Annotated in this window: 25 protein-coding genes and 2 tRNA genes; 20 read left to right on the plus strand and 7 right to left on the minus strand. The window is 53.3% G+C overall.

The features are described from left to right. Positions 1-6: 6 nt before the first annotated feature. The 8 genes from A4E33_RS14090 (at position 7) to A4E33_RS14125 (ending at position 4272) form a co-directional block, all read left to right on the plus strand. Positions 7-648 (plus strand): DNA-directed RNA polymerase, encoded by a 642-nt coding sequence (locus A4E33_RS14090; RefSeq protein WP_292349066.1) that lies wholly within the window; start codon positions 7-9, stop codon positions 646-648. Further along, on the plus strand, positions 632-838 hold the full coding sequence (gene spt4, locus A4E33_RS14095) for a transcription elongation factor subunit Spt4 (protein WP_292349068.1): 207 nt from the start codon (positions 632-634) through the stop codon (positions 836-838). The genes A4E33_RS14090 and spt4 overlap by 17 nt, the downstream gene beginning before the upstream one ends. Then, entirely contained in the window at positions 838-1326 is a 489-nt protein-coding gene (locus A4E33_RS14100; protein ID WP_292349069.1) for a GTP-dependent dephospho-CoA kinase family protein, read from the plus strand. The genes spt4 and A4E33_RS14100 overlap by 1 nt, the downstream gene beginning before the upstream one ends. Positions 1327-1434: 108 nt before the next feature. After that, positions 1435-1734, plus strand: coding sequence for a 30S ribosomal protein S24e (locus tag A4E33_RS14105; RefSeq protein WP_292349071.1), 300 nt, complete (start codon positions 1435-1437; stop codon positions 1732-1734). A 2-nt stretch (positions 1735-1736) separates the two neighbouring features. Beyond that, positions 1737-1919: a 30S ribosomal protein S27ae gene (locus A4E33_RS14110; protein WP_292349073.1), complete on the plus strand. Its 183-nt coding sequence runs from the start codon at positions 1737-1739 to the stop codon at positions 1917-1919. A 6-nt stretch (positions 1920-1925) separates the two neighbouring features. Further along, a complete protein-coding gene (locus A4E33_RS14115; RefSeq protein WP_292349074.1) occupies positions 1926-3515 on the plus strand; it encodes a bifunctional N(6)-L-threonylcarbamoyladenine synthase/serine/threonine protein kinase in 1590 nt (529 codons plus the stop codon). Then, positions 3512-4066: an RdgB/HAM1 family non-canonical purine NTP pyrophosphatase gene (gene rdgB / locus A4E33_RS14120; protein ID WP_292349076.1), complete on the plus strand. Its 555-nt coding sequence runs from the start codon at positions 3512-3514 to the stop codon at positions 4064-4066. Before A4E33_RS14115 ends, rdgB begins: the two co-directional genes overlap by 4 nt. A 59-nt stretch (positions 4067-4125) precedes the next feature. Then, positions 4126-4272 (plus strand): 50S ribosomal protein L40e, encoded by a 147-nt coding sequence (locus A4E33_RS14125; RefSeq protein WP_292349078.1) that lies wholly within the window; start codon positions 4126-4128, stop codon positions 4270-4272. Between the two features lie 93 nt (positions 4273-4365). Here the strand turns inward: A4E33_RS14125 and A4E33_RS14130 are convergent, their stop codons facing one another. Then, complete coding sequence (locus A4E33_RS14130) at positions 4366-5016, minus strand: putative phosphothreonine lyase domain-containg protein (protein ID WP_292349080.1); 651 nt, start codon at positions 5014-5016, stop codon at positions 4366-4368. A gap of 179 nt (positions 5017-5195) precedes the next feature. Here A4E33_RS14130 and htpX point away from each other — a divergent pair, with 179 nt between their 5' ends. The 4 genes from htpX (at position 5196) to A4E33_RS14150 (ending at position 8018) form a co-directional block, all read left to right on the plus strand. After that, complete coding sequence (gene htpX / locus A4E33_RS14135; protein WP_292349081.1) at positions 5196-6089, plus strand: zinc metalloprotease HtpX; 894 nt, start codon at positions 5196-5198, stop codon at positions 6087-6089. Between the two features lie 186 nt (positions 6090-6275). Beyond that, on the plus strand, positions 6276-7676 hold the full coding sequence (locus tag A4E33_RS14140; protein ID WP_292349082.1) for a response regulator: 1401 nt from the start codon (positions 6276-6278) through the stop codon (positions 7674-7676). A 193-nt stretch (positions 7677-7869) separates the two neighbouring features. Further along, positions 7870-7940: transfer RNA gene (locus tag A4E33_RS14145), tRNA-Gly, on the plus strand. A 4-nt stretch (positions 7941-7944) separates the two neighbouring features. Next, positions 7945-8018, plus strand: a tRNA-Val gene (locus tag A4E33_RS14150). A 362-nt stretch (positions 8019-8380) separates the two neighbouring features. Here A4E33_RS14150 and A4E33_RS14155 read toward each other — a convergent pair. From A4E33_RS14155 to A4E33_RS14175, 5 genes are all read right to left on the minus strand, one after another. Continuing rightward, on the minus strand, positions 8381-9091 hold the full coding sequence (locus tag A4E33_RS14155; protein ID WP_292349083.1) for a hypothetical protein: 711 nt from the start codon (positions 9089-9091) through the stop codon (positions 8381-8383). A gap of 181 nt (positions 9092-9272) precedes the next feature. Further along, positions 9273-9488, minus strand: coding sequence for a hypothetical protein (locus tag A4E33_RS14160; RefSeq protein ID WP_292349084.1), 216 nt, complete (start codon positions 9486-9488; stop codon positions 9273-9275). Positions 9489-9780: 292 nt separating this feature from the next. Next, entirely contained in the window at positions 9781-10182 is a 402-nt protein-coding gene (locus tag A4E33_RS14165; RefSeq protein ID WP_292349085.1) for a hypothetical protein, read from the minus strand. Between the two features lie 239 nt (positions 10183-10421). Next, positions 10422-11783 (minus strand): coenzyme F390 synthetase, encoded by a 1362-nt coding sequence (gene ftsA / locus A4E33_RS14170; RefSeq protein ID WP_292349086.1) that lies wholly within the window; start codon positions 11781-11783, stop codon positions 10422-10424. 53 nt (positions 11784-11836) lie between these two features. Next, a complete protein-coding gene (locus A4E33_RS14175; RefSeq protein ID WP_292349087.1) occupies positions 11837-12652 on the minus strand; it encodes a methyltransferase domain-containing protein in 816 nt (271 codons plus the stop codon). A 111-nt stretch (positions 12653-12763) separates the two neighbouring features. Between A4E33_RS14175 and A4E33_RS14180 the strand changes: the two genes are divergently transcribed. The 3 genes from A4E33_RS14180 (at position 12764) to A4E33_RS14190 (ending at position 14469) form a co-directional block, all read left to right on the plus strand. After that, on the plus strand, positions 12764-13888 hold the full coding sequence (locus A4E33_RS14180) for a TIGR04084 family radical SAM/SPASM domain-containing protein (RefSeq protein ID WP_292349089.1): 1125 nt from the start codon (positions 12764-12766) through the stop codon (positions 13886-13888). A 106-nt stretch (positions 13889-13994) separates the two neighbouring features. Further along, positions 13995-14162 carry a CxxC-x17-CxxC domain-containing protein gene (locus A4E33_RS14185; RefSeq protein WP_015286826.1) on the plus strand — a complete coding sequence of 56 codons (168 nt, stop codon included), beginning with the start codon at positions 13995-13997 and terminating at the stop codon, positions 14160-14162. A gap of 91 nt (positions 14163-14253) precedes the next feature. Beyond that, positions 14254-14469: a hypothetical protein gene (locus A4E33_RS14190; protein ID WP_292349093.1), complete on the plus strand. Its 216-nt coding sequence runs from the start codon at positions 14254-14256 to the stop codon at positions 14467-14469. 46 nt (positions 14470-14515) lie between these two features. On the opposite strand, the gene A4E33_RS14195 is transcribed toward A4E33_RS14190, so the two are convergent. Beyond that, positions 14516-15124 carry a hypothetical protein gene (locus A4E33_RS14195; protein ID WP_292349094.1) on the minus strand — a complete coding sequence of 203 codons (609 nt, stop codon included), beginning with the start codon at positions 15122-15124 and terminating at the stop codon, positions 14516-14518. 342 nt (positions 15125-15466) lie between these two features. Here A4E33_RS14195 and trpE point away from each other — a divergent pair, with 342 nt between their 5' ends. The 5 genes from trpE to A4E33_RS14220 are packed head-to-tail and all read left to right on the plus strand — an operon-like array spanning position 15467 to position 19914. After that, a complete protein-coding gene (gene trpE / locus A4E33_RS14200) occupies positions 15467-16999 on the plus strand; it encodes an anthranilate synthase component I (RefSeq protein WP_292349095.1) in 1533 nt (510 codons plus the stop codon). Further along, entirely contained in the window at positions 16996-17577 is a 582-nt protein-coding gene (locus A4E33_RS14205) for an aminodeoxychorismate/anthranilate synthase component II (protein ID WP_292349096.1), read from the plus strand. The genes trpE and A4E33_RS14205 overlap by 4 nt, the downstream gene beginning before the upstream one ends. Then, positions 17574-18593 (plus strand): anthranilate phosphoribosyltransferase, encoded by a 1020-nt coding sequence (gene trpD, locus A4E33_RS14210; RefSeq protein WP_292349097.1) that lies wholly within the window; start codon positions 17574-17576, stop codon positions 18591-18593. Before A4E33_RS14205 ends, trpD begins: the two co-directional genes overlap by 4 nt. After that, complete coding sequence (locus A4E33_RS14215; RefSeq protein WP_292349099.1) at positions 18590-19345, plus strand: indole-3-glycerol-phosphate synthase; 756 nt, start codon at positions 18590-18592, stop codon at positions 19343-19345. Before trpD ends, A4E33_RS14215 begins: the two co-directional genes overlap by 4 nt. Then, complete coding sequence (locus A4E33_RS14220) at positions 19336-19914, plus strand: phosphoribosylanthranilate isomerase (RefSeq protein ID WP_292349101.1); 579 nt, start codon at positions 19336-19338, stop codon at positions 19912-19914. The genes A4E33_RS14215 and A4E33_RS14220 overlap by 10 nt, the downstream gene beginning before the upstream one ends.

The following is a 19914-nucleotide window of genomic DNA, read 5'->3' on the forward strand; positions in this document are numbered from 1 at the left end:
GCGGAAATGTATCACAAACTGATGCTTGAAGACAAGGTTCGGGTGCCCCCCCAGCGGCTGGGAGAGAAGCTGGAGAAAGTGATCCTGGATGTCCTCCAGGAGCAGCTCGAAGGAAGTATTGACAAGGAGATCGGGATCTTCATCTGTATCACAAAAGTCCACGATGTCGGTGAAGGAGAACTTGTTCCGGGGGACGGAGGGGTATATTACGACGTGAAGTTCGAGGCCATGGTCCTCCGTCTCGCCCTGCAGGAAGTCATCGAAGGGCTTGTTGTCGAAACGACCAGCTTTGGCGCGTTCGTCAGCCTTGGTCCGATCGACGCGATGCTGCATGTAAGCCAGATATCGGATGAGTACATCAACTACGATGAAAAAAATGCCCGTCTCATCTGTCAGGAATCGAAGAGATACATCGGCGTTGGGGACATTGTCCGCGTGCGGGTTGTCACCCTTTCCCTGAACGAGCGGGAGCCCCGCGACAGCAAGATAGGGCTGACGATGAGACAGGCCGGTCTTGGGACTGCGCTCTGGCTCGAAGAAGAGATGAACAAGGAGAAAGAGAACGCCGGCCAGCCGGCGGGTTCCGTCAGGGAGAAGGCGCCTGACAAGGCAAAGAGCAGGAGGAAGGACCATGCCGCCGGCGAATAAGAAGAAACAGGGCAAAGTCTGCCGTGACTGCCACCGCGTGGTTGATGGTGAAAGCTGTGTCGTCTGCGGCACGTCAAACCTGAGTGAGGACTGGTCGGGCTACCTCGTGATAATCGATCCGGAGACTTCAGAGGTCGCAAAAAGGATGAATATCAAGCTCCCCGGCCGTTACGCCCTGAAGGTCCGCTGATGCTCATACTACCGGAAGAGCACCGCAGGCTCTTCAAGGAACCCTTCGGCATACTGTGCCGATCAATAGATGAGGTTATTCCCCTGATCGGGGGTAAGATTGTCTACACGGTAGGGGATGTTGTTACCCACAACCTGCAAAAAAAAGGGGTTCGGCCGGATGTCGCCATTGTGGACGGTTACACCATGCGATCTCCCTGCAGGAAAATGCCTGCGGTCCATGGTGAGTGTATAGCGGTAAAAAATCCTGCCGGCACAATCACCGACGACCTGATCCATGCCCTCGAACTGGCGGTCAGGAACACCCCGTCAACTATCGTTGTTGATGGTGAAGAAGACCTTGCAGTCATTCCCCTGGTTCTCACCGCACCGGATGGGGCCATCGTTCTGTACGGTCAGCCTGGCGAAGGAATCGTGCTCCGCGCGATAGACGACGAAGCCCGCAAAACCGCCAAACGGCTTCTCTCCCATTTTACCCGCACAGATTAAGATTGCTGCGTTGCCGGGACTGCCATTTCCATTTTTCTCTTCGGCCGGCAGGTTATCCGGCAGGGTCATATTTTAAATATACCGGTTTCCAATGATTACAGGATATCGATGGACATTGAGATCACCAGCGATAAAAGGAATGAACTTTTATCCAGAAGAGAGGTTCAGTTTACCCTCAAATACGACGGAGCAACTCCCTCCCGCATGCAGATCATCGGCAAAATCTGCGCCCTGCTTAATATCAAGGAGCACCAGATAACCCTTGATACGCTGCACAGCAGTTTTGGCAAGACCGAAATCACCGGTTCCGCACGCATCTACGACAACGAGGAGAGCAGGAACAAGACCGAACGCCCGCACCTGGCAGCGCGCGGAGTGCCCCAGCCCAAGGAAGAGGGAGCGGCATAACCATGGCAGCAGCGAAGAAAGCAGCCGCAAAAGGACCCAAGAGAGGTGCCCATTTCAAGGTCGAAGGCGCCAAGGTAACGACCGCAAAGAAATACTGCCCCCGCTGCGGACCCGGTTTCATGATGGCAGACCACAAGGACCGGACTACCTGCGGCAAGTGCGGATATACAGAATTCAGAAAATAACAACCAATGCCTGTTTTTGGGCAGATACTTGGGATTGAGGGAACAGCATGGAACCTCAGTGCCGCTCTTTTTGATCGGGATCTTATTACCCTTGCTTCACGACCCTACAGCCCGGCACAGGGGGGTATTCACCCCAGGGAAGCTGCCCAGCACCATGCTTCGGTCATGAAAGAGGTTCTCGGGGAAGTACTCGGGAATCCGCACAAGATTACCGGAATCGCATATTCGCAGGGGCCGGGACTCGGCCCCTGTCTGAGAACCGTTGCAACCGCAGCCCGGTCGCTGGCGCTGGCACTGGATGTTCCCCTGGTTGGCGTCAACCATTGCGTAGCTCATATCGAGATCGGGTGTTTTGCTACCGGGTGCCGTGACCCCGTCGTTCTGTACGCAAGCGGGGCAAACACCCAGGTCATCGGGTACCTGAACGGGAGGTACCGGGTTTTTGGGGAGACCCTCGATATCGGTATCGGAAACGCACTCGATAAGTTCGCCCGTTCAAAAGATCTCCCGCATCCGGGGGGACCCCACCTTGAAAGACTGGCAAAGCAGGGAAAATATACCGAACTTCCCTATACCGTGAAGGGAATGGATCTTGCTTTCTCCGGCCTGGTATCCGCGGCAAAAGAGAGTCGGGCTCACCTGCAGGATGTCTGTTACAGCCTCCAGGAAACGGCTTTTGCCATGTGCGTTGAAGTCACCGAACGGGCCTTGTCCCTCAGTGGGAAGAACGAAGTCCTCCTCGTAGGCGGTGTCGGGGCGAACCGGCGTCTTCAGGAGATGCTGAGGACGATGTGCGAGGATCGCGGAGCCTTGTTTTTCGTCCCGGAACAGAAGTATCTCGGTGATAATGGCGCCATGATTGCGTATACCGGAAAGCTGATGCTCGACACTGGTGCACGTCTTTCGGTCGAAACTTCGCAGATCAATCCTTCCTTCCGCTCCGATGAGGTTGAAGTGACATGGAAACACGAAACTCAGCAAAATGACGTTCGCCGGCAGGCTCATGACGATGCACGATATTGGAGAAGGGGAGCGGAAGCTGTGATCACGATCACCGGGAATACTGCCGGGAAACGCCGTATCCCGAAACGATACCGGGTGCCGGATCTTGACCGAAAACTGATAGCAGAACGAACACGGGCAGAAGCCAGGACGATTGCGGCAGCCCGGAGAGCAGGAGTTCCTACACCTGTCATGAGTGATATCACCACTGATACCATCTGCATGGAATATGTCGGTGGCACCCTTCTGACCGATAATCTTTCAGAAACAACCGTCCGCGAAGTAGGGATCACCGTGGGAAAACTGCATACTGCAGGAATCATGCACGGCGACCTGACAACAAGCAACCTCATCCTCCGCAAAAAGGACAAAAGATGCGTATTGATCGATTTTGGCCTTGCACAGGTGACTGAGGAGATCGAGCAGCAGGGCGTTGATATCCATGTCTTCTTCCAGACGCTGGAAAGCACAGCACCCGATCGTGCAGAATCCTTAAAGGCAGCATTCGTTGAGGGATACAAAGAGACCTTTCACGACGCTGAAGCGGTACTACACCGTGAATATGAGATCCGCCAGAGAGGTCGTTACCTGTGAAGATCACGATGGTGACCGGTAATGCAGGAAAAGCTGCAGAAGTTGCAGCATTCTTCGGCGGGTTGCTGGAGGTGGACCATATTGCGCTTGAGGTTCCTGAACACCGTTCAAGCGATGTCGCAGACATTGCACGGGGAAAAGCTGAATACGCATACCGTCAGTTAAAAATCCCGCTCATTGTCGATGACACCGGCTTTTTTATCGATGCGCTGGGAGGTTTTCCCGGCCCCTATGCTGCATATGTCCTGGATACAATCGGCAATGCCGGTATCCTCCGGCTGATGGAAGGTGTTTCCGATCGCAAAGCAAGGTTCATTACCGGAATCGCCTATGCCGATACAAACGGTATCGAGGTATTTACCGGAACCCTTGAGGGGAAAATCTCTTTTGGCCCCCGGGGAGAGAACGGATTTGGCTATGATCCCATCTTTGAAATCGGGACAATGACCCTCGCCGAGATCTCTCTTGATGAAAAAAGCAGGATATCCCATCGTGGCCGTGCTCTTTCGTTATTCCATGACTGGTTTGTTTCAGCGCGATCCCCCGGATAACGCAAACGGTTAATATCTCTTACAGCTTTGGTATAAGGGCAGACAGGAGTGTTTCATACATGGCAAAGTTCCCGGAAGCCGAAGCCCGGCTCCTCAACGTAAAAATATGCATGCACTGTAATGCACGCAATGCTATCCGCGCAACCACCTGCCGCAAGTGCGGCTATCAGAACCTGCGCCCGAAGAACAAGGAGAGAAAAGCGTAACCTTTCGATTCCATACCATCGTTTTTATTTATCAGGTGCAGATTGACCTGACCGGATTAAAGATTTTTAAAACAGGAATCTGTTGATCCGGTTTCACGCTGCGTAATATGTCACTCGTTTGCCTTTCTTGGCATACTCCCCGGCAAACGTCTCAAGGTTCCGTTTGTACCCGATCCGGTCAACAAAACCCAGTTCGCGGAGCTTTTCCCGTACCCTCATGACGTCGGGTTCGTCCGCCCAGTCGCGGGTGTAGACATAGATGACCTTCCGGTTATCGCGGGAATCCGGGTTGGGCTTGGCTGTACTGACTTTTGCCGAGATCCCCAGTTCGCCGGCTGCCGTGGCGTTCCTGACCTTTTTCCAGGCTGCATCAACCTGATCAGGATCCTGAAAGATCAGCCATTTTCCGGCATTCTCATCCTCAATTGCCTCGGGCGCACTGCCCGGGGCATCCAGGACTATCCAGTACATCTGGGTTGTCTTCGTCGGGATGACCCCTTCCCCGCTGCAGAGCATCGTGTATATGGTTTCAGGATCTGAAAACCGTTGCGACAGCGCTTGTGCAAGCTGGGGATATTCCTCCCGGAATTTCTCCAGGATTGCCATAAGGTCTGCCCTGAAATCGATTCCTCCTTCTACCAGTGCATAGAGGTACTTGTCCTGTGCACGGAGGCTCCGGTTCAGGAGATGCTCGAAGATGCCGTATGCCACATCGGTCAGCGCTTCGGGATCGGCTTCATCCATGAGTACCACTCCGATGTTGGCAAAAAAATAGTTTTGGTATCCTTCAGCACCACAAGTCCGTATCTCAGCGGATATCTGCCGCCAGTCCCGGTTAACTGCCCGGAATCGGGAGAGAATACGCGCAGAGAATTGCAATCGTCGAATGATTTAAGAGTGCACGGTACGAACATGTACTAATTATGGAATGGAAACGTGACTGGGGTCTTACCGCACGGGTCTGGTTCACCGGCCTGTTATTAGTACTCCTCTACCTCGTGTTCATGACGATACTCCTGGTACTCTTCCCGAGTATCAGCACCATCTTCCTTGTCCTCCTTGCCGTCGGGATGGGTCTTGTACAGTACTTCTTCTCCGACAGGATGGTCCTGTGGTCAACCGGCTCCCGTATTGTTGAAGAAGATGAATACCCTGAGCTTCACAGGATGGTAGAAAAACTCTGCAAAGAGGCAGACCTTCCAAAACCGAAAGTCGCAATCATGCAAAGCCCGATACCAAACGCGTTCGCCACGGGCAGGAACCCGAACCATGCGGTTATTGCATGTACCGATTCGATAATGCGCCTCCTGAACCGTGACGAACTTGAGGCTGTGCTTGCCCATGAACTTGCCCATGTCAAGAACCGGGATATCCTGACGATGACACTTGCCAGTTTCATCGCCATGATCTCCTCGATGATCATGCAGAGCTTTATCTTCTCTGCACTATTCGGAGGAAACAACCGGGAAGGGAATATTCTGGGAGTTATCGTTGTATGGGTTGTATCAATTATCGTGTACTTCGTAAGCACGCTCCTGATTATGGCTCTTTCACGGTACCGCGAGTTCGCAGCAGACCGGGGCAGTGCATTGATTACGCGGAACCCGCGGGCACTCATCTCAGCACTGAATAAGATCAGCGGGAGGATCGATGTTCTCCCGGATCAGGTGAAGGAACCGGTCGCGAACGCGAATACCTTTTTTATTATCCCGGCATCGACCAAAAGTCTTCTCCGGGAACTGACATCAACCCACCCGCCGCTCGAGAAGAGAATTGCGAATCTCGAGAAGGTCGAAGCCGAAATCAGAGGATATTAACCTTTTTTACTGATTCATTCCAGCGGGTATCTGCACATTGAATACCTGTGCACCGGGATGCCATCTTCCCGGGATTCTGCTCGTATTTTGCCCAAACGCAGAAAACCGGCATTTCCGGCAGGTGTATCTTCTGAACATTCAAACCGCTTATATTATATCTCCGGGCACTCAGTCAGATAGTAGGGAATGAATACCGAACCAGCCTCCGTTCTCCTCATCGACGATGACGTTTCCCTTCTCGAGGTCATTAAGCTGATGGCCGAACGATCGCGGGAGATGTCTGTCCAGACTACCCAGTCCGCCAAGGAAGCCCTGGCAACCCTCGCGCAGAAGAGTTTCAATGTCATTGTTGTTGATTACGATATGCCGGAGATTGACGGCATTGAATTCCTGAAGATCCTGCGGAAACACGGGGATACCACGCCTATCATCGTTTTTACCGGTCGCGGGGGGGAACACACCGCAATCGAAGCACTGAACAATGGTGCAAATTTCCTCTTAAAAAAAGGGGAGGACCCCCGTCACCAGTTCCGCGAACTGGTGACCATGGTCAAAAGAGCAATGGAACGAAGTTCCCTTGGCAGGGCTCTTGGAACGACCCAGCGTATCATCGCTGATATGATCAACTTCTCCTCTGATGCGAGTTTTGCTGTAGATCGCGACGGAAAGGTTGTTGCATGGAACGATTCCATGGAACAGCTGACCGACGTTCCTGCCACTGCAATGATGGGAAAAGGTGACAATATCTATTCCGAGCCATTTTTCGGGACAAGGAAAAAGATGCTCGTCAATCTCGTTTTTGAATCCGACGAAGAGATCAAACGCCAGAAATACATGCTGGTCAGCAGGGTCCCGAAGGGACCGGTTATTGCTGTTATCCGCGGACAAAAAAAGGATGGAGGGGAATGGACGCTCTGGATGAAAGCAATGCCGGTCTATGACAGCCAGGGCCAGTTCATTGCATCCGTTGGTACTATCCGTGACGTGACCACAACCTTCAGCGACGTTATTGTCCGCGATTCACGGCTTGATGAAGCTTCACAGGTTGCTGAAGCTTCGTTTACCGAACCCAAAAAATCCAAGGGGGGGCTGTTTGGCAAGATCCTCGGGAAATCCTCATCGCATTTCAAGGACGGTATAATCCTGTACGTCAAGGAGAAGAAACACGCCGAGGCGATTGCCGAGTTCGATAAGGCACTCGAGGCGGATAATAAACTGGCGCATGTATGGAATGAACGGGGGACCTGTTTCCGGGAGATGGGTGATCATACCAATGCCCTGAAATCCCTGTTACGGGCTGTCGAATTATCTCCGGACAATCCCGAATACCTCTTCAATCTGGGGGAGACACTCGAAACAATCGGGGTCATGTACATGAGCAACAAATACCTCGATTCCGCTATCCAGACGTTTAAAATGGTAGTAAACCAGATGCCGAACAATGCGAGTGCCTGGAACCACCTTGGCGTCTGCTTCAAGGAGATGGGAAAGCCGGAAGAGGCCAAGTTCTATTTTGACCGTTCGAGAGATATTACCCTTTGGAAAAAAGACACTCCGGTCAAGCGTAAACGTGACGAATACGTCTGACGACTTTCCGGAAATGAGACAAAGCGGACAATCATTTTTTCCGGTACGTTTTCTGAACACGTTTCGGAGACTTCAGGCCGCCGATGGGCGTGTCGTATTTCAGGCTATTGTGCGGTGATCGCTACCATGACCGCTGTCTCACCTGCTGAGGTAACACTTAATACTCCTCCCCCCCAAAATTGTAGAGCACAGTGCATCGATGGTCTAGAGGTATGACTTAGGCCTTCCAAGCCTATAGCCCGGGTTCGATTCCCGGTCGATGCATTGCGGGCTCGTGGTCTAGCTGGCTATGACGTCGCCTTCACACGGCGAAGATCTCGTGTTCGAATCACGACGGGCCCATGCCTGTTTTAATACCTCTGCCCGAGTGTATGCCTCGTATGCATTGTTGCGTCCATGATTGGCCGTGACGGCGTATTCATGGAGCTTGCATCGGACCCCCCACCTTTCCGCCCGTTATTGATTCGGGCGGGGAGACCCCCCCACAAAATTTTTTCAAAATGATCCGACCCCCCTGCCATGAGGTGGGGGGTCCGCGGGAGACCCCCTCCCCCCTCTGGCCGGATCAGACCCCCCTACTCAAATCCGGGTAACGATCGGAATCTGCACCAGCGACAGTAATTCCATGCGGGACCGGGATGGAACGGTTGTAAGAAAAAGCATGATATTCATAATTGAGGTGGGGGGTCTGGCAGAGACCCCCCTCACGGATCTTTGTTGCACGGGGGTCTCCGGAGATTATCCAGCCATGCATCGAATTCCTGATTGAACCGGAGGATCCTCTGGATCTCTTCCTGGGTTCTTTTCCCGGCCCTGTGTCGGAAATACCGCTCCCGGGCTTCGGCATCTGCATGATCCTCCTCGCCGTCACAGGCCAGCAGTTCCTTTTCATCACTCTTCCGGAACGGTTCGCTGGTTGCTGTCCTGCAGAACGCTGTCCGTACCGCTGACCGAAGGGGTTTTACCGCACACAACGTGTCTGAATGTCCATCCCAGCGGATATTGACCGGAAAACCTCCCCGGGCAAGCGGAGGGTCCCAGGTTGCATCAACGAGAACCCGGCGGGAACCGATCCGGACCCGGCACGCCAGATGGTACGCAACGGGGAGGGCGGATGCAAGCCGGCGGAGTTCCGGCGGGTACGCGAGATCCGGATCATTCCAGAGGAACGGGAACGTGGCATAGGCAACATCGTATCCAAGACGGCGGTACATCTCTGCGAGAAGGTAGTGTTTGGGGGCACAGTAGCCCTTGCCGATAATAAGGATCTGTTCCGGCGCGGTGACCGGATCGGTCATGGGAACAGAGAGCGAGTAGGGGATATCCCGGATATGATCAAAGATTGATATTATGCTCTGTCCATCGTCAAGACCATCCGTCCATTCTCGGAATGTATCATCAACCCGTGTTGACAATCACTGACACCCGCCGGTCTGTCACAGTCTGTTGTGATCCGCCCGGTAATTGAATATTGGGATTTGACAGATACAGGAGAGTTAAAACGAGAGCCTCCCCCGCAGGGGAAAATATTGTGCAGTCCCGCCAGCCGGATTGCTCCGGTGGCAGACGGACCGCGTGCAAAAGGAAAAAGGAAGATTATGCGTTTTTCATCTTGGCCTTTGCGACGAAGCCGTCCTTGCCAATGTAGTACATGAAGCCTTTTTCTTTGGCAATCTTTTCGGTGCCGACCTTCTTCTTGCGGCCGCCCTTGTTGTGCTTCATCGGGGCTGCCCAGACATATCCATCCTTGCCGATGAAGTAGAGGTAGCCCTTTTCGCGCTGGATCTTTTCTTTTCCGATTTTGGTTCCCATTTAAACACCTCAAAACCACTATTGGGTTTTGATAATGAGAGTTACCGCCTGATTATATAAAAGGTTTCCGTCGAAAGCCCGTCGAAGTCCGGATTTTTGCCACTTATTTAAGGTTCTTTTGGTCATTGTGGCGCACTAATTTGTCCGTTTGAAATCCTTATTAAAATGACTGTTTTCGAATATAATCGACAGAATGCTCCCGGAATGCTCACTGGGGCAGATTAGAGCACCGGAAGCGGAAGCGCAGCAAGAGACGGTATTCGTTGGGTGTTTTACCGGGGGTGCGGCAGGATCAGCCAAGATTCATGACCGGCTGGATATTGAAGGGAACCGTGCGGCTGATTTTCAGCGGCATTGCTGTGCCATCAGGAGTCATTACAATCGTGAATTTACCATAGGGTCGAATGCCCTCCCGGGGACAGAGAAGTATCTCAAATTGTTCACCGGGTTCCAGCCAGTCATCTGAATCTGCGGTTCGCCCGGGCAGCAGGTTGGCTTTCCCCGAAATCGTCCAGTTCGGGCAGACCAGCGGAGAGACTGTTGACTGCGATATGATCTCATGACGGGTATCCGTATTCCATTCAACTTGGAGATGATCCATATCGATCGCTCCCGTGTCACCGATAAAGAGTGAGACAACGAGCCGGACGATCCCCAGCCGGTCCGAATCCTCGTTCGTTATCTGTACCGGCATTTTCCCCACGGTTCTGCTGATTGCAGGAAAACCGTATAAACTTCCTGCCGGCTGCAGGTTATCACCGGATACATACATGCTTTCAGCAACGAGACCTCCCGGGAACGTCCTTCCAAAAGCAGAATCCTGCCCGCTTCCCTGATAAAACAGAAAAAGAACAATCAAACCTGCAACCGCGACAAGAATCATGATGAGTCCGAATCCGGTTAATCCATCGTCATCGATATGCAAAGAACGGATCATGCATGTTCCCTGCGATCAACAAGCCGTTTCGGACGCCCTTTCTGGGTATGGAGTTCAAGACCGCCCGGCCGGGTCATGTTAACAATGATTTTCAGGTCTCCATCGGAGTAATGACCGGCAAGGCCTGGTTTGGATTTCAGGAACCTCCCGATCAGGGTATCCTGAACAACACGCCGGTCGCACCGGCCCAGGTCAAGACATTCTACACTGATGCGGAGGATCACTTCGCCGGGAGCTTCACCATCATGGATGAATGCTTCATACTCCCCCGAGAGATACTCCATATTCTCAGGCTGAAAAACCGCTGTTTCGATATCAACCCGGTTTAATGCCGTTCCTGATATCCATGCGGTCTCTGCTTCGCGCTGCGGATTAAAAATCCGCATATGCGTCCTTCCGCACCCGCAGCGTTCCCGGGACAGAACGAGCGTGGTGTCTTCAGTATCATAATTCAGCAGGAGCATTCCGCTCTTTCCGCCGACCGGGAGAAGGGTCGTGAGAACACCCCTGCCACACTCACCATCTTTCACAAATCCCTGCATCCGGGGATCATACACATCCAGATGGACAAGATCTTCCGGTACATGCAGGCCATTCAGTTCCGTGCATTCCCCGCACATTGTGCCTTCAGTGCTGCCATACGTGTTATACACGGGGCATTCCCACTGGTCTGCAAGGTACTTCCGGGATTCATCGGCAAAACTCTCCCCGCCCGCAACCAGTTTGTCAATGGAAAGCTCCCCGGGTTTAATCCCTTCCGCGCTTATCCGTCGCCAGAGCCGGAGCAGTTTGAAAACGCTTCCCACGATGGATGTCGGCCGGTAATTCCTCAGGATGCGCGAATCAAAGGAGCATTTTCCAACCGGTATGATCCCCATCCCGAGTTTCTGGGCAGCAATCGTCATCGTATTTGCTCCAACGTTCATACCATAGGAAGCGCAGACAACAATCCTGTCCTTCTTCGTGAATCCCTGTGATACAAAGCTCCGGCAGTATTTTTCTGCATACCGCTTCCAGTCATCCCATGTGAGAAAGAATCCCTTGGGGGTTCCGCTGGTACCGCTCGTTTCCTGAATAGAGAATATATCAGACCACTCCGCGGAAAGGAATTCGAATTGCGGAGTAACCGGCGGCTGGTGCTCGCGGATCGCCTTTCCTGAAATCAGGGGCAGTTCAAGCAGGTCCTCATGAACACGGATTGCAGTGGGATCTATCCTGTTCTGCCGGAACCAGTGCCGGTAAAAAGGGGAGTGTTCCGCCGCATAGTGTACCGTGTACCGGACACGTTCATCGATAAGAGCATCAAGATCGCTGCGCTCCATTGTCTCAATTTCAGGTGAGAAGTAGGCAGCAGGCATATCAGTTGATTACCGGAGTATTGTTTATAGATTTTGCCGCACATCATCTGTCCTCATACTGGTTTTTCGGCCTCGACTTCAAGCCGAACCATACTGAAGCGGATTACTCCATCTGAATCCGGAGGGGAGAGCTTACAACACATTTCATAGAGTGCGTCGATAAATGCAGGACGAAGTGAAACGGGAATCCGATCGAGGTGAGGAAGCCAGGTAGTCCGTATCCAGCCTGTAAATGATTCACGGTTGGCATGAACCATATCACGCCGGATCAATTCAAGCCGTACTGGTTTAAGGCCGGATTCAAGAACCCATTCACGGTACTGTTCGGGGCCAAAGCACGCCCAGGGAGTACGGAGACTGGTAAAAAACTGATTCCATGGCGGATCCTGCACAAGGTAGGCAAAAGCCAGAAACGCCTCTGCTGCATTCCCTTTCCCGGCCATCTGAGCAAGCATCTTTCCCCCGGGCCGGAGAGCCCGGAAAATTCCCTTGAGAACGGGACGGTGATCCGTAATCCAGTGCAATGCCGCGTTCGAGAAAATAACATCGAACTCATCGCGGTATTCCAGTGCCCTCGCATCAGCCACGGCAAAGGAGAGGTTTGGATATTTTTCTGCCGGGTAACAGCTACTGGCGTACTGTATCATCTCCGCCGATGCATCAATACCGAGAATCCGCCCCTGATGAAGCCGGCGCGCGATCTCAGCAGTACTGCGACCATCGCCACAACCGATGTCAAGGATATGTTCTGAACCCCGTAAGTCCAGTTTCCCGATTACCTCTTGAGCACACTGTTCCTGGAATGCCGAATAATGAGAATACTCTTTTGCATCCCACGAGAGCTTCGTGGAGAGGTCTGGCTCCTGCATACTGTTGGTTCCTTAAAAGACATAGAGTGTGAACGGAAATAAATGCGAGGATGACTGGTCATGGGAAGTGTGCATTTATCATACCTGACTTCCCATCATGAGTGGGTTTTTATGTACTTCCACCTTATCCTGACCGATAACTGCAATCTCTGCTGCAGGTATTGCAGGGCAAAGGCCTTCCAGGATCTGGATGAAAGCGAAGGGGAGCGTGCCCTGACAATAGACGAAAATCTCCCGGTTGAACTTGACTTCGACCTCAACACCCTTTATGCGTTTCTGGAAAAAGATCCCTCACCCACCCTCACGTTCTACGGGGGAGAGCCACTCCTCCGCTCCGATCTGATCGAGCGGATCGTCAGGGAAGCACCGGTAAAGCGATTCATGATGCAGACCAACGGGATCCTGCTTGACCGTCTCCCGGCTGATATTATCAACAGGTTTACGACCATCCTTGTTTCCCTTGACGGGAACAGGGAGCTGACCGATGCAAACAGGGGATCGGGAGTATACGATCGGGTGATGGCAAACCTCCGTTCTATCCGGGCGAAGGGATACCCGGGCGAACTGGTTGCACGCATGACGGTAACAGAGAGCTCTGATATTGCAGGAGCGGTTCATTACCTTGCGGATAACCCGGATTTCCCGTTCTCCTCCATCCACTGGCAGGTTGATGCAAATTTTGCAGGGGACTATGCGCTGCGCGGGTTTGCAGACTGGGCCCGGGACAGGTATAATCCGGGCATCCGGCAGCTTGTCGGGGACTGGGTTGACCATATGGAGCGGGAAGGAGAAGTATTGAAGTGGTACCCGTTCCTCGATACAATGGAGGATCTCCTCGTGGGGAGAGAGAGCAGGCTCCGGTGTGGATCCGGGTACGCCAATTACAGCATCATGACAGACGGGAACATCGGGCCCTGCCCGGTGATGATCGGCATGAGCCAGTATTATGTCGGGCATATTTCCCGGTCGCATCCGCTCAAACTCAGCGAGGTACCTGTCGGTGGGGATTGTACGGACTGCAGGATCCGATCATTCTGCGGCGGACGCTGCCTTTATTCAAATATCACCCGTCCGTGGGGGACCGCAGAACGAAGGATTGTCTGTGATACAGTAGAGAATCTCCGCACTGCCCTCGTTGGTGCACTTCCCCGTGTCAGGGAACTCATTGATAAGGGTACTGTCACAGCAGAGAGTTTCAGCCATGAAAAGTACAATGGCTGTGAAATTATTCCCTGAACTATCCGGGGTTCCGGCGGTGAAAGCAGATCAATATTCAGGGAGATGTATTTATACTGGACCGCGTATTGTATATGTGCAGATCACAACTGCATGAGTAAAAACAATGGAAAGAAAGAGTTTTGGTGGCCCGAGAAACTTCGGTCCCAGAGAAATGACAAAAACAGTCTGCTCAGACTGCGGCAAAGAATGCGAAGTCCCCTTCAAGCCCACAGAAGGAAGGCCGGTCTACTGCAGGGACTGCCTGCCCAAGCACCGGAAACCCCGGTTCTAATCTCATCATTTTTCTCTTTTTTAGGATTCTTCACCATCGGGCAGCGGTTTTGGATGGCATTCTTCCGTAACCGTCAGTCTCATGATATCCTATGGTCAATACAACCCCCATGGCAGGATCATGGAAAGAGGCAAGGGAACTTGCCGTAAAGGATGGGCTCCCCATGATGTATCATGACTTCGACGACGGGGTCTTCGGTGCAAGCCGGCAGGGTGAGTCGCAGGGTGTATTCAAGAATGAAGTTTTTACCGAACACCGCTGTATCTGCATGCCTTCACATCTGACTGCAGAGGACCCCGAAGCATAAGAGAGATCGTTTTTTATAGAAAATCCGAACTGGTAAACGGGGAGACTCACTGCTTCTTTTTAATTTCCTGACGGAACCGGTGGATAATATCATAGAGCATCATGCGGAATTCCGCACCGATCTCTTCCCATGATTTCACATCTGAAACCGGTTGTTCCGTCTCTTCAACCCGCACCTGGTGGACGACTTCTGCATCCGTATCTGTCTCCAGATTTGACTGCCGCCAGAGATGGCGCATGATCCCAACGTAGCCGCTGGCAAGCACGAGGAGGAAGAGGAGAGGGATCAGGATTAACGCAGGCAGCCAGAACAGGGGGAACAGGAATGTACTGAATGAACCATCGATCCACTTGAAGACATTCAGGATAAATGCAATACAGAAAATGCTGCCGAAGGCCTTGATAATCGGAAACGGCAGATTGAGGGGGAAGGGGAAAGCGTCGAAGATATCAGCGATGAAAAAAATGATTGCAATCAGGAGAAGCAGCCAGAAATTTGCGAACAGGATCCCCTCGAGGGCCTTGTAATACATACCCTCCGGAGGGAGGAGGGTTGTCAGGATCTTGGCAAGGACCACGACGATCAGGAAGCAGATGATCCCTATCATCCGCGAAACGAATACCCAGCTGAACGATTTCTTCCGGTAGCTGCCCAAGCACATTCCCCCCAAAAGTCTGTACAGGATTTGCCGGTTGTGTTAAATAGTCTTCTTGATTTTTCCCGGTGCAGTCTTCGGGAAAAACCGGATTTTCCCCCGGTTGGGAATTTTTCCTGATTCTCCTTGCCGGCAGGTGCAGGGTTCGACACGTATAAATGCAATATAAAATGCATCAATACGCAAATAACTACAACAATGTATAAATATGTACAAAGTAGACCTTTAAGAAAGAAATTCGCAACGCCCTGTTCCCGTCCGTGATCCAGGGCCCTGCAATAAAAAACCCGGAATTACCGGAAAGCCCCGTTCATGGGGGAGTCCGGCAGGCAGGGAATGAACATGACGACACCTGAAATCCAGCTTAACCTGCAGATCGATGAGTATCTGACGGCAGTGAATAACCAGCCCAAACCCCTGATTATTCCCCTCTGCGCCGAATTGCCATTGCCGGATATCTCTCCTCTCGACGTGTATACGGGTATCCGGACGGGGTGCGGATTCCTTCTCGAATCGATGGAAGGAAGCGAGAAACTTGCACGATATTCCTTTATCGGTATTGACCCGGAGTTTGTACTCTCAATCGGGGAATCCGTCACCCTGAACGGTAATGAGCCCTTCGTCTCCATTGCACGGGATCCCGAAGGAAGGGATCCTGTCGAGAGGATCAAATCCGTTCTCTCCCGGTTCCATTACGTCAACGTAAAAGCCCCCCGATTTTTCGGAGGCATGGTTGGTTATTTTGCCTACGACTGTGTCTATGCTCTCTTTGAAAAAGTGCGGGAAGGAAAGACCGTCCGGCCCGGGAACAAAAACGATGTGCCTGATGCCTGTTTCATGTTCACAAAAGACTGCATCGTCATCGATCATTGTGACCGGAAAATGTTCATCTTCTCAAGCCCGTTCCTTACGTATGATACTCAATGCGATGAGGAATACCGGAAATGTGCTAACCGGATCCGGATTCTCGCAGATCGCGTGAACACCCTTGCATCTCAGAAAAAACCGGCAATTGAAAAACAGTGCGGTATCAAAACCGGTACGCAGTTTATTACGCAAGTATCCCGGGATGCATTCGAGCGTTCTGTTGAGAAGATCAAGTCGCACATCATCGCAGGCGATATCTTCCAGGCAGTCCTTTCACGCCGCATTGAATGCACGATCGCCGACGACCCCTTTTCCGTCTATGCAGCGCTCCGCGAGATCAATCCCAGCCCCTATATGTATTATCTTGATTTTGGCGACGAGAAGGTTATCGGGGCAAGCCCCGAGATGCTGGTGAGGGTAGAAAGAAGAAGAGTGACCACGGTACCGATTGCAGGGACACGCCCGCGGGGGAAGACACCGGAAGAGGACGCACAGCTCTCACAGGACCTCCTGAATGACGCCAAGGAGCGTGCCGAGCATACCATGCTCGTCGATCTTGCACGGAACGATATCGGGAGGGTTTGCCGGTTCGGGTCTGTGGATGTCAGCGATTTCATGGCAATTGAAAAATTTTCCCACGTCCAGCACATCGTCTCGACCGTCAGCGGAATCCTGAAGGACAATCTCGACTGCTACGATGCGTTCAGGTCATGCTTTCCCGCGGGTACCGTCTCGGGTGCACCGAAGATCCGGGCAATGCAGATAATCGACGAACAGGAGTACATGCCACGGGGGCTGTATGCAGGTGCGGTAGGATACATCGGCTTCGACCGTAACCTCGACTTCGCGATAGCTATCCGGACAATCGTGGTGAAGGCAGGGACCGCATCCCTGCAGATTGGGGCAGGGATCGTTGCCGATTCGGTACCGGCTAACGAGTGGACCGAGACCGAGAACAAAGCTGCCGCGATGAAACGGGCAATCGAGCAATCGGGGGTGTGCTCATGATTGTCCTGATCGTGGACTGCTACGACAGTTTTACCTTCAACCTGTACCAGCAGGTAGGGAGGCTCGGCGGGAATCCGGTGGTATTTCCCTGCGATACGCCGCTTGATACGCTGCAGAAGGTATCGTGCGACCGGATCATACTCTCGCCCGGCCCCGGTACTCCGGAGGACTCCGGCGTCTGTCGCAGCGTGCTGGAAACCATGAGCCGGACGATTCCGACGCTCGGCGTATGTCTCGGGCACCAGACTATCTGTACCGCGTTTGGAGGTGAGGTTATCCGGGCCCGTCATTTGATGCACGGGAAGACCTCCCTCATCCTCCATGAAGGAAGGGGACTTTTCACCGGTGTCGCGGCCCCGTTTACCGCCACCCGGTATCATTCCCTGGTTGCAAAGCGGGAATCCCTTCCGGATACCCTTGAAGTAACGGCATCCAGCGCAGATGACGGGTACGTGATGGGAGTCCGGCATACCGGTTACCCAATCCACGGCGTCCAGTTCCACCCGGAGAGTATCCTCTCCCAGGAAGGTGACAGGATCATCCAAAATTTCCTCTTTCATCCTGAGGTGAACGCATGAATTTCAAGGAAACCATCTCCCGCCTTGCGGAACGGCAGAACCTCTCGTTTGATTGTGCCGGAGAGGTTATGGGCACCATCATGGACGGAAAGGCAACTCAGGCACAGGTCGGGGCAATCCTCACCGCTCTCCACATGAAGGGTGAAACTCCTGAAGAGATCGCAGCATTTGCAAAGGTCATGCGCAGCCATGCCGTAACGGTGGCACCGGTCACCGGAAAAACCCTGGTTGATACATGCGGGACCGGGGGGGATGGGATGCACACGTTCAATATCAGCACCGCATCCGCTTTTGTGGTTGCCGGGGCCGGTATACCGGTTGTCAAACACGGGAACCGGAGCATCAGCAGTGCCTGCGGTTCTGCGGATGTGCTCTCGGAACTTGGCGTGAACCTCGCTGTGGATCCCAGAAACCTTGCCGGAATCGTGGAACGGGTCGGGATCGCGTTTTTCTTTGCACCCAATCATCATCCCGCCATGCGCAACGTCATGCCGGCACGGCAGGAACTCGGGTTCAGGACGGTCTTCAACATCCTCGGCCCGCTGACCAATCCTGCCGGCGCGCAGGCACAGGTGCTGGGAGTGTACCACCCTTCGCTGACCCGTACCATGGCCGAAGTACTCAGGATACTCGGGCTTTCCCGCGCAATGGTCGTCCACGGAGCAGGACTGGATGAGATCACAACAACGGGTGTCACCATGGTTTCCGAACTCTATGCAGGCAGGGTCCGTTCCTATTCGCTGGACTGCAGTACATTCGGCATCAATCCTGCATCTCTCTCAGACATCAGGGGTGGAACAACCCAAGAGAACGCTGGAATCATCCGCGAGATCCTTGCAGGGGAAAAAGGGGCCTGCCGGGATATCGTGCTGATGAATGCCGGGGCTGCAATCTGCGTAGGCGGACAGGCCCGCGATCTCCATGAAGGGATCTCTCTTGCAGAACAATCCATCGATTCCGGCAATGCCCGCGCGCGGATGGATGCCCTTGTTGATGCGACACGGTGCGCCTCATGATCCTTGATGAGATTATCCGCAGGACCGAGAGGCGGGTTGCCCGGCTCCCGGATTCGTTTCCCGAACACGGAATGAGCCCGCAGCTGATACTTACGGATGCCATACAGAACAGGAACGGAAGAAATGCGATCATCGCCGAGATCAAGTGCGCCTCGCCAAGCCGCGGGATTATCCGGAGGAACGTGGATATTCCGATGATGGCCGGCGTCCTGGAGCAGGGGGGGTGTGCCGCACTCTCCGTACTGACCGAACCGTACTTTTTCGGAGGAACTGTACTGGACATCGGGCGCGTGAAAAGTGCCGTGAATCTGCCGGTGCTCCGGAAGGATTTCATCATCGACGAGCGCCAGATCGCCGAATCCCGTGCACTGGGTGCGGATGCAGTACTCCTTATCGCGGCAATCCTGAAAGACCGGCTGCCGGACTTTGTTGATACAGCTATCGGCACCGGTCTCGAACCGCTCGTCGAGGTCCACACTGCAGACGAGGCTGACGTGGCGCTTGCAACGAAAGCGGCTATTATCGGGATCAATAACCGCAACCTTGCAACCCTGGGAATCGACCGTTCAACAACCCGGATACTCTCGGAGAGGATCCGGCAGGAAGGCCGGCTGGTTGTATCGGAGAGCGGTATGCGTTCCGCAGATGATGTAAGGGAGATGAAACCATACTGTGATGCATTCCTGATCGGGTCGTCTATCATGTCTCACGAACACCCGCGGAAAAAACTGGAGGAATTCGTATGCGCATAAAGATCTGCGGTATCACCCGTCCGGAGGATGCCCAATATGCAGAAAAAGCGGGAGCCGACGCTATCGGCGTAGTTGTTTTCTCCGGGGGCGTCTCGCGCCGTCACGTCCCTCCCAAGCGGGCGCGTGAGATTTTTGGTGCGGTCGGCCCGTTCACAACAACGGTGGCTGTATCCCACACTACATCTGAAGAGGAACTCCGCCGGATGATTGCCCTGCGGCCCCACGCCATCCAGATATCCCACCCGTTCGGGTTTGACGAAAAACCGGATGTGAAGATCATCCGGGTGATCGGGAGGGGAGATCCGCTGCCGGAAGACTGCGATGCGATTATTGTTGATGACAGTCACGGACAAGGCCGGGATTTCGACCCGTTGTACGCCGCAGATGCCGTGAAGCGCTCGAAGATCCCGGTTATCCTTGCGGGCGGGCTCACCCAGGAAAATGTCGGCGAAGCGATCCGGAGGGTCCGGCCGTATGCAGTCGATGTAGCAAGCGGAGTCGAGATCTCACCAGGCATCAAGGATCATGAAAAAATCAGGGCGTTTGTTGAGGCCGTTAGGAGCGTGTGA

Source organism: Methanoregula sp. PtaB.Bin085 (genome assembly GCF_002067035.1).
GTDB lineage: Archaea > Halobacteriota > Methanomicrobia > Methanomicrobiales > Methanospirillaceae > Methanoregula.

Bases quoted from the DNA above. Each gene is read 5' to 3' on its own strand.
- A4E33_RS14090 (WP_292349066.1), top strand. From the start codon at position 7: ATGTATCACAAACTGATGCTTGAAGACAAGGTTCGGGTGCCCCCCCAG.
- spt4 (WP_292349068.1), top strand. From the start codon at position 632: ATGCCGCCGGCGAATAAGAAGAAACAGGGCAAAGTCTGCCGTGACTGC.
- A4E33_RS14100 (WP_292349069.1), top strand. From the start codon at position 838: ATGCTCATACTACCGGAAGAGCACCGCAGGCTCTTCAAGGAACCCTTC.
- A4E33_RS14105 (WP_292349071.1), top strand. From the start codon at position 1,435: ATGGACATTGAGATCACCAGCGATAAAAGGAATGAACTTTTATCCAGA.
- A4E33_RS14110 (WP_292349073.1), top strand. From the start codon at position 1,737: ATGGCAGCAGCGAAGAAAGCAGCCGCAAAAGGACCCAAGAGAGGTGCC.
- A4E33_RS14115 (WP_292349074.1), top strand. From the start codon at position 1,926: ATGCCTGTTTTTGGGCAGATACTTGGGATTGAGGGAACAGCATGGAAC.
- A4E33_RS14125 (WP_292349078.1), top strand. From the start codon at position 4,126: ATGGCAAAGTTCCCGGAAGCCGAAGCCCGGCTCCTCAACGTAAAAATA.
- A4E33_RS14130 (WP_292349080.1), bottom strand. From the start codon at position 5,016: ATGGATGAAGCCGATCCCGAAGCGCTGACCGATGTGGCATACGGCATC.
- htpX (WP_292349081.1), top strand. From the start codon at position 5,196: ATGGAATGGAAACGTGACTGGGGTCTTACCGCACGGGTCTGGTTCACC.
- A4E33_RS14140 (WP_292349082.1), top strand. From the start codon at position 6,276: ATGAATACCGAACCAGCCTCCGTTCTCCTCATCGACGATGACGTTTCC.
- A4E33_RS14160 (WP_292349084.1), bottom strand. From the start codon at position 9,488: ATGGGAACCAAAATCGGAAAAGAAAAGATCCAGCGCGAAAAGGGCTAC.
- A4E33_RS14165 (WP_292349085.1), bottom strand. From the start codon at position 10,182: ATGCCGGTACAGATAACGAACGAGGATTCGGACCGGCTGGGGATCGTC.
- ftsA (WP_292349086.1), bottom strand. From the start codon at position 11,783: ATGCCTGCTGCCTACTTCTCACCTGAAATTGAGACAATGGAGCGCAGC.
- A4E33_RS14175 (WP_292349087.1), bottom strand. From the start codon at position 12,652: ATGCAGGAGCCAGACCTCTCCACGAAGCTCTCGTGGGATGCAAAAGAG.
- A4E33_RS14180 (WP_292349089.1), top strand. From the start codon at position 12,764: ATGTACTTCCACCTTATCCTGACCGATAACTGCAATCTCTGCTGCAGG.
- A4E33_RS14185 (WP_015286826.1), top strand. From the start codon at position 13,995: ATGGAAAGAAAGAGTTTTGGTGGCCCGAGAAACTTCGGTCCCAGAGAA.
- A4E33_RS14190 (WP_292349093.1), top strand. From the start codon at position 14,254: ATGGTCAATACAACCCCCATGGCAGGATCATGGAAAGAGGCAAGGGAA.
- trpE (WP_292349095.1), top strand. From the start codon at position 15,467: ATGACGACACCTGAAATCCAGCTTAACCTGCAGATCGATGAGTATCTG.
- A4E33_RS14205 (WP_292349096.1), top strand. From the start codon at position 16,996: ATGATTGTCCTGATCGTGGACTGCTACGACAGTTTTACCTTCAACCTG.
- trpD (WP_292349097.1), top strand. From the start codon at position 17,574: ATGAATTTCAAGGAAACCATCTCCCGCCTTGCGGAACGGCAGAACCTC.
- A4E33_RS14215 (WP_292349099.1), top strand. From the start codon at position 18,590: ATGATCCTTGATGAGATTATCCGCAGGACCGAGAGGCGGGTTGCCCGG.
- A4E33_RS14220 (WP_292349101.1), top strand. From the start codon at position 19,336: ATGCGCATAAAGATCTGCGGTATCACCCGTCCGGAGGATGCCCAATAT.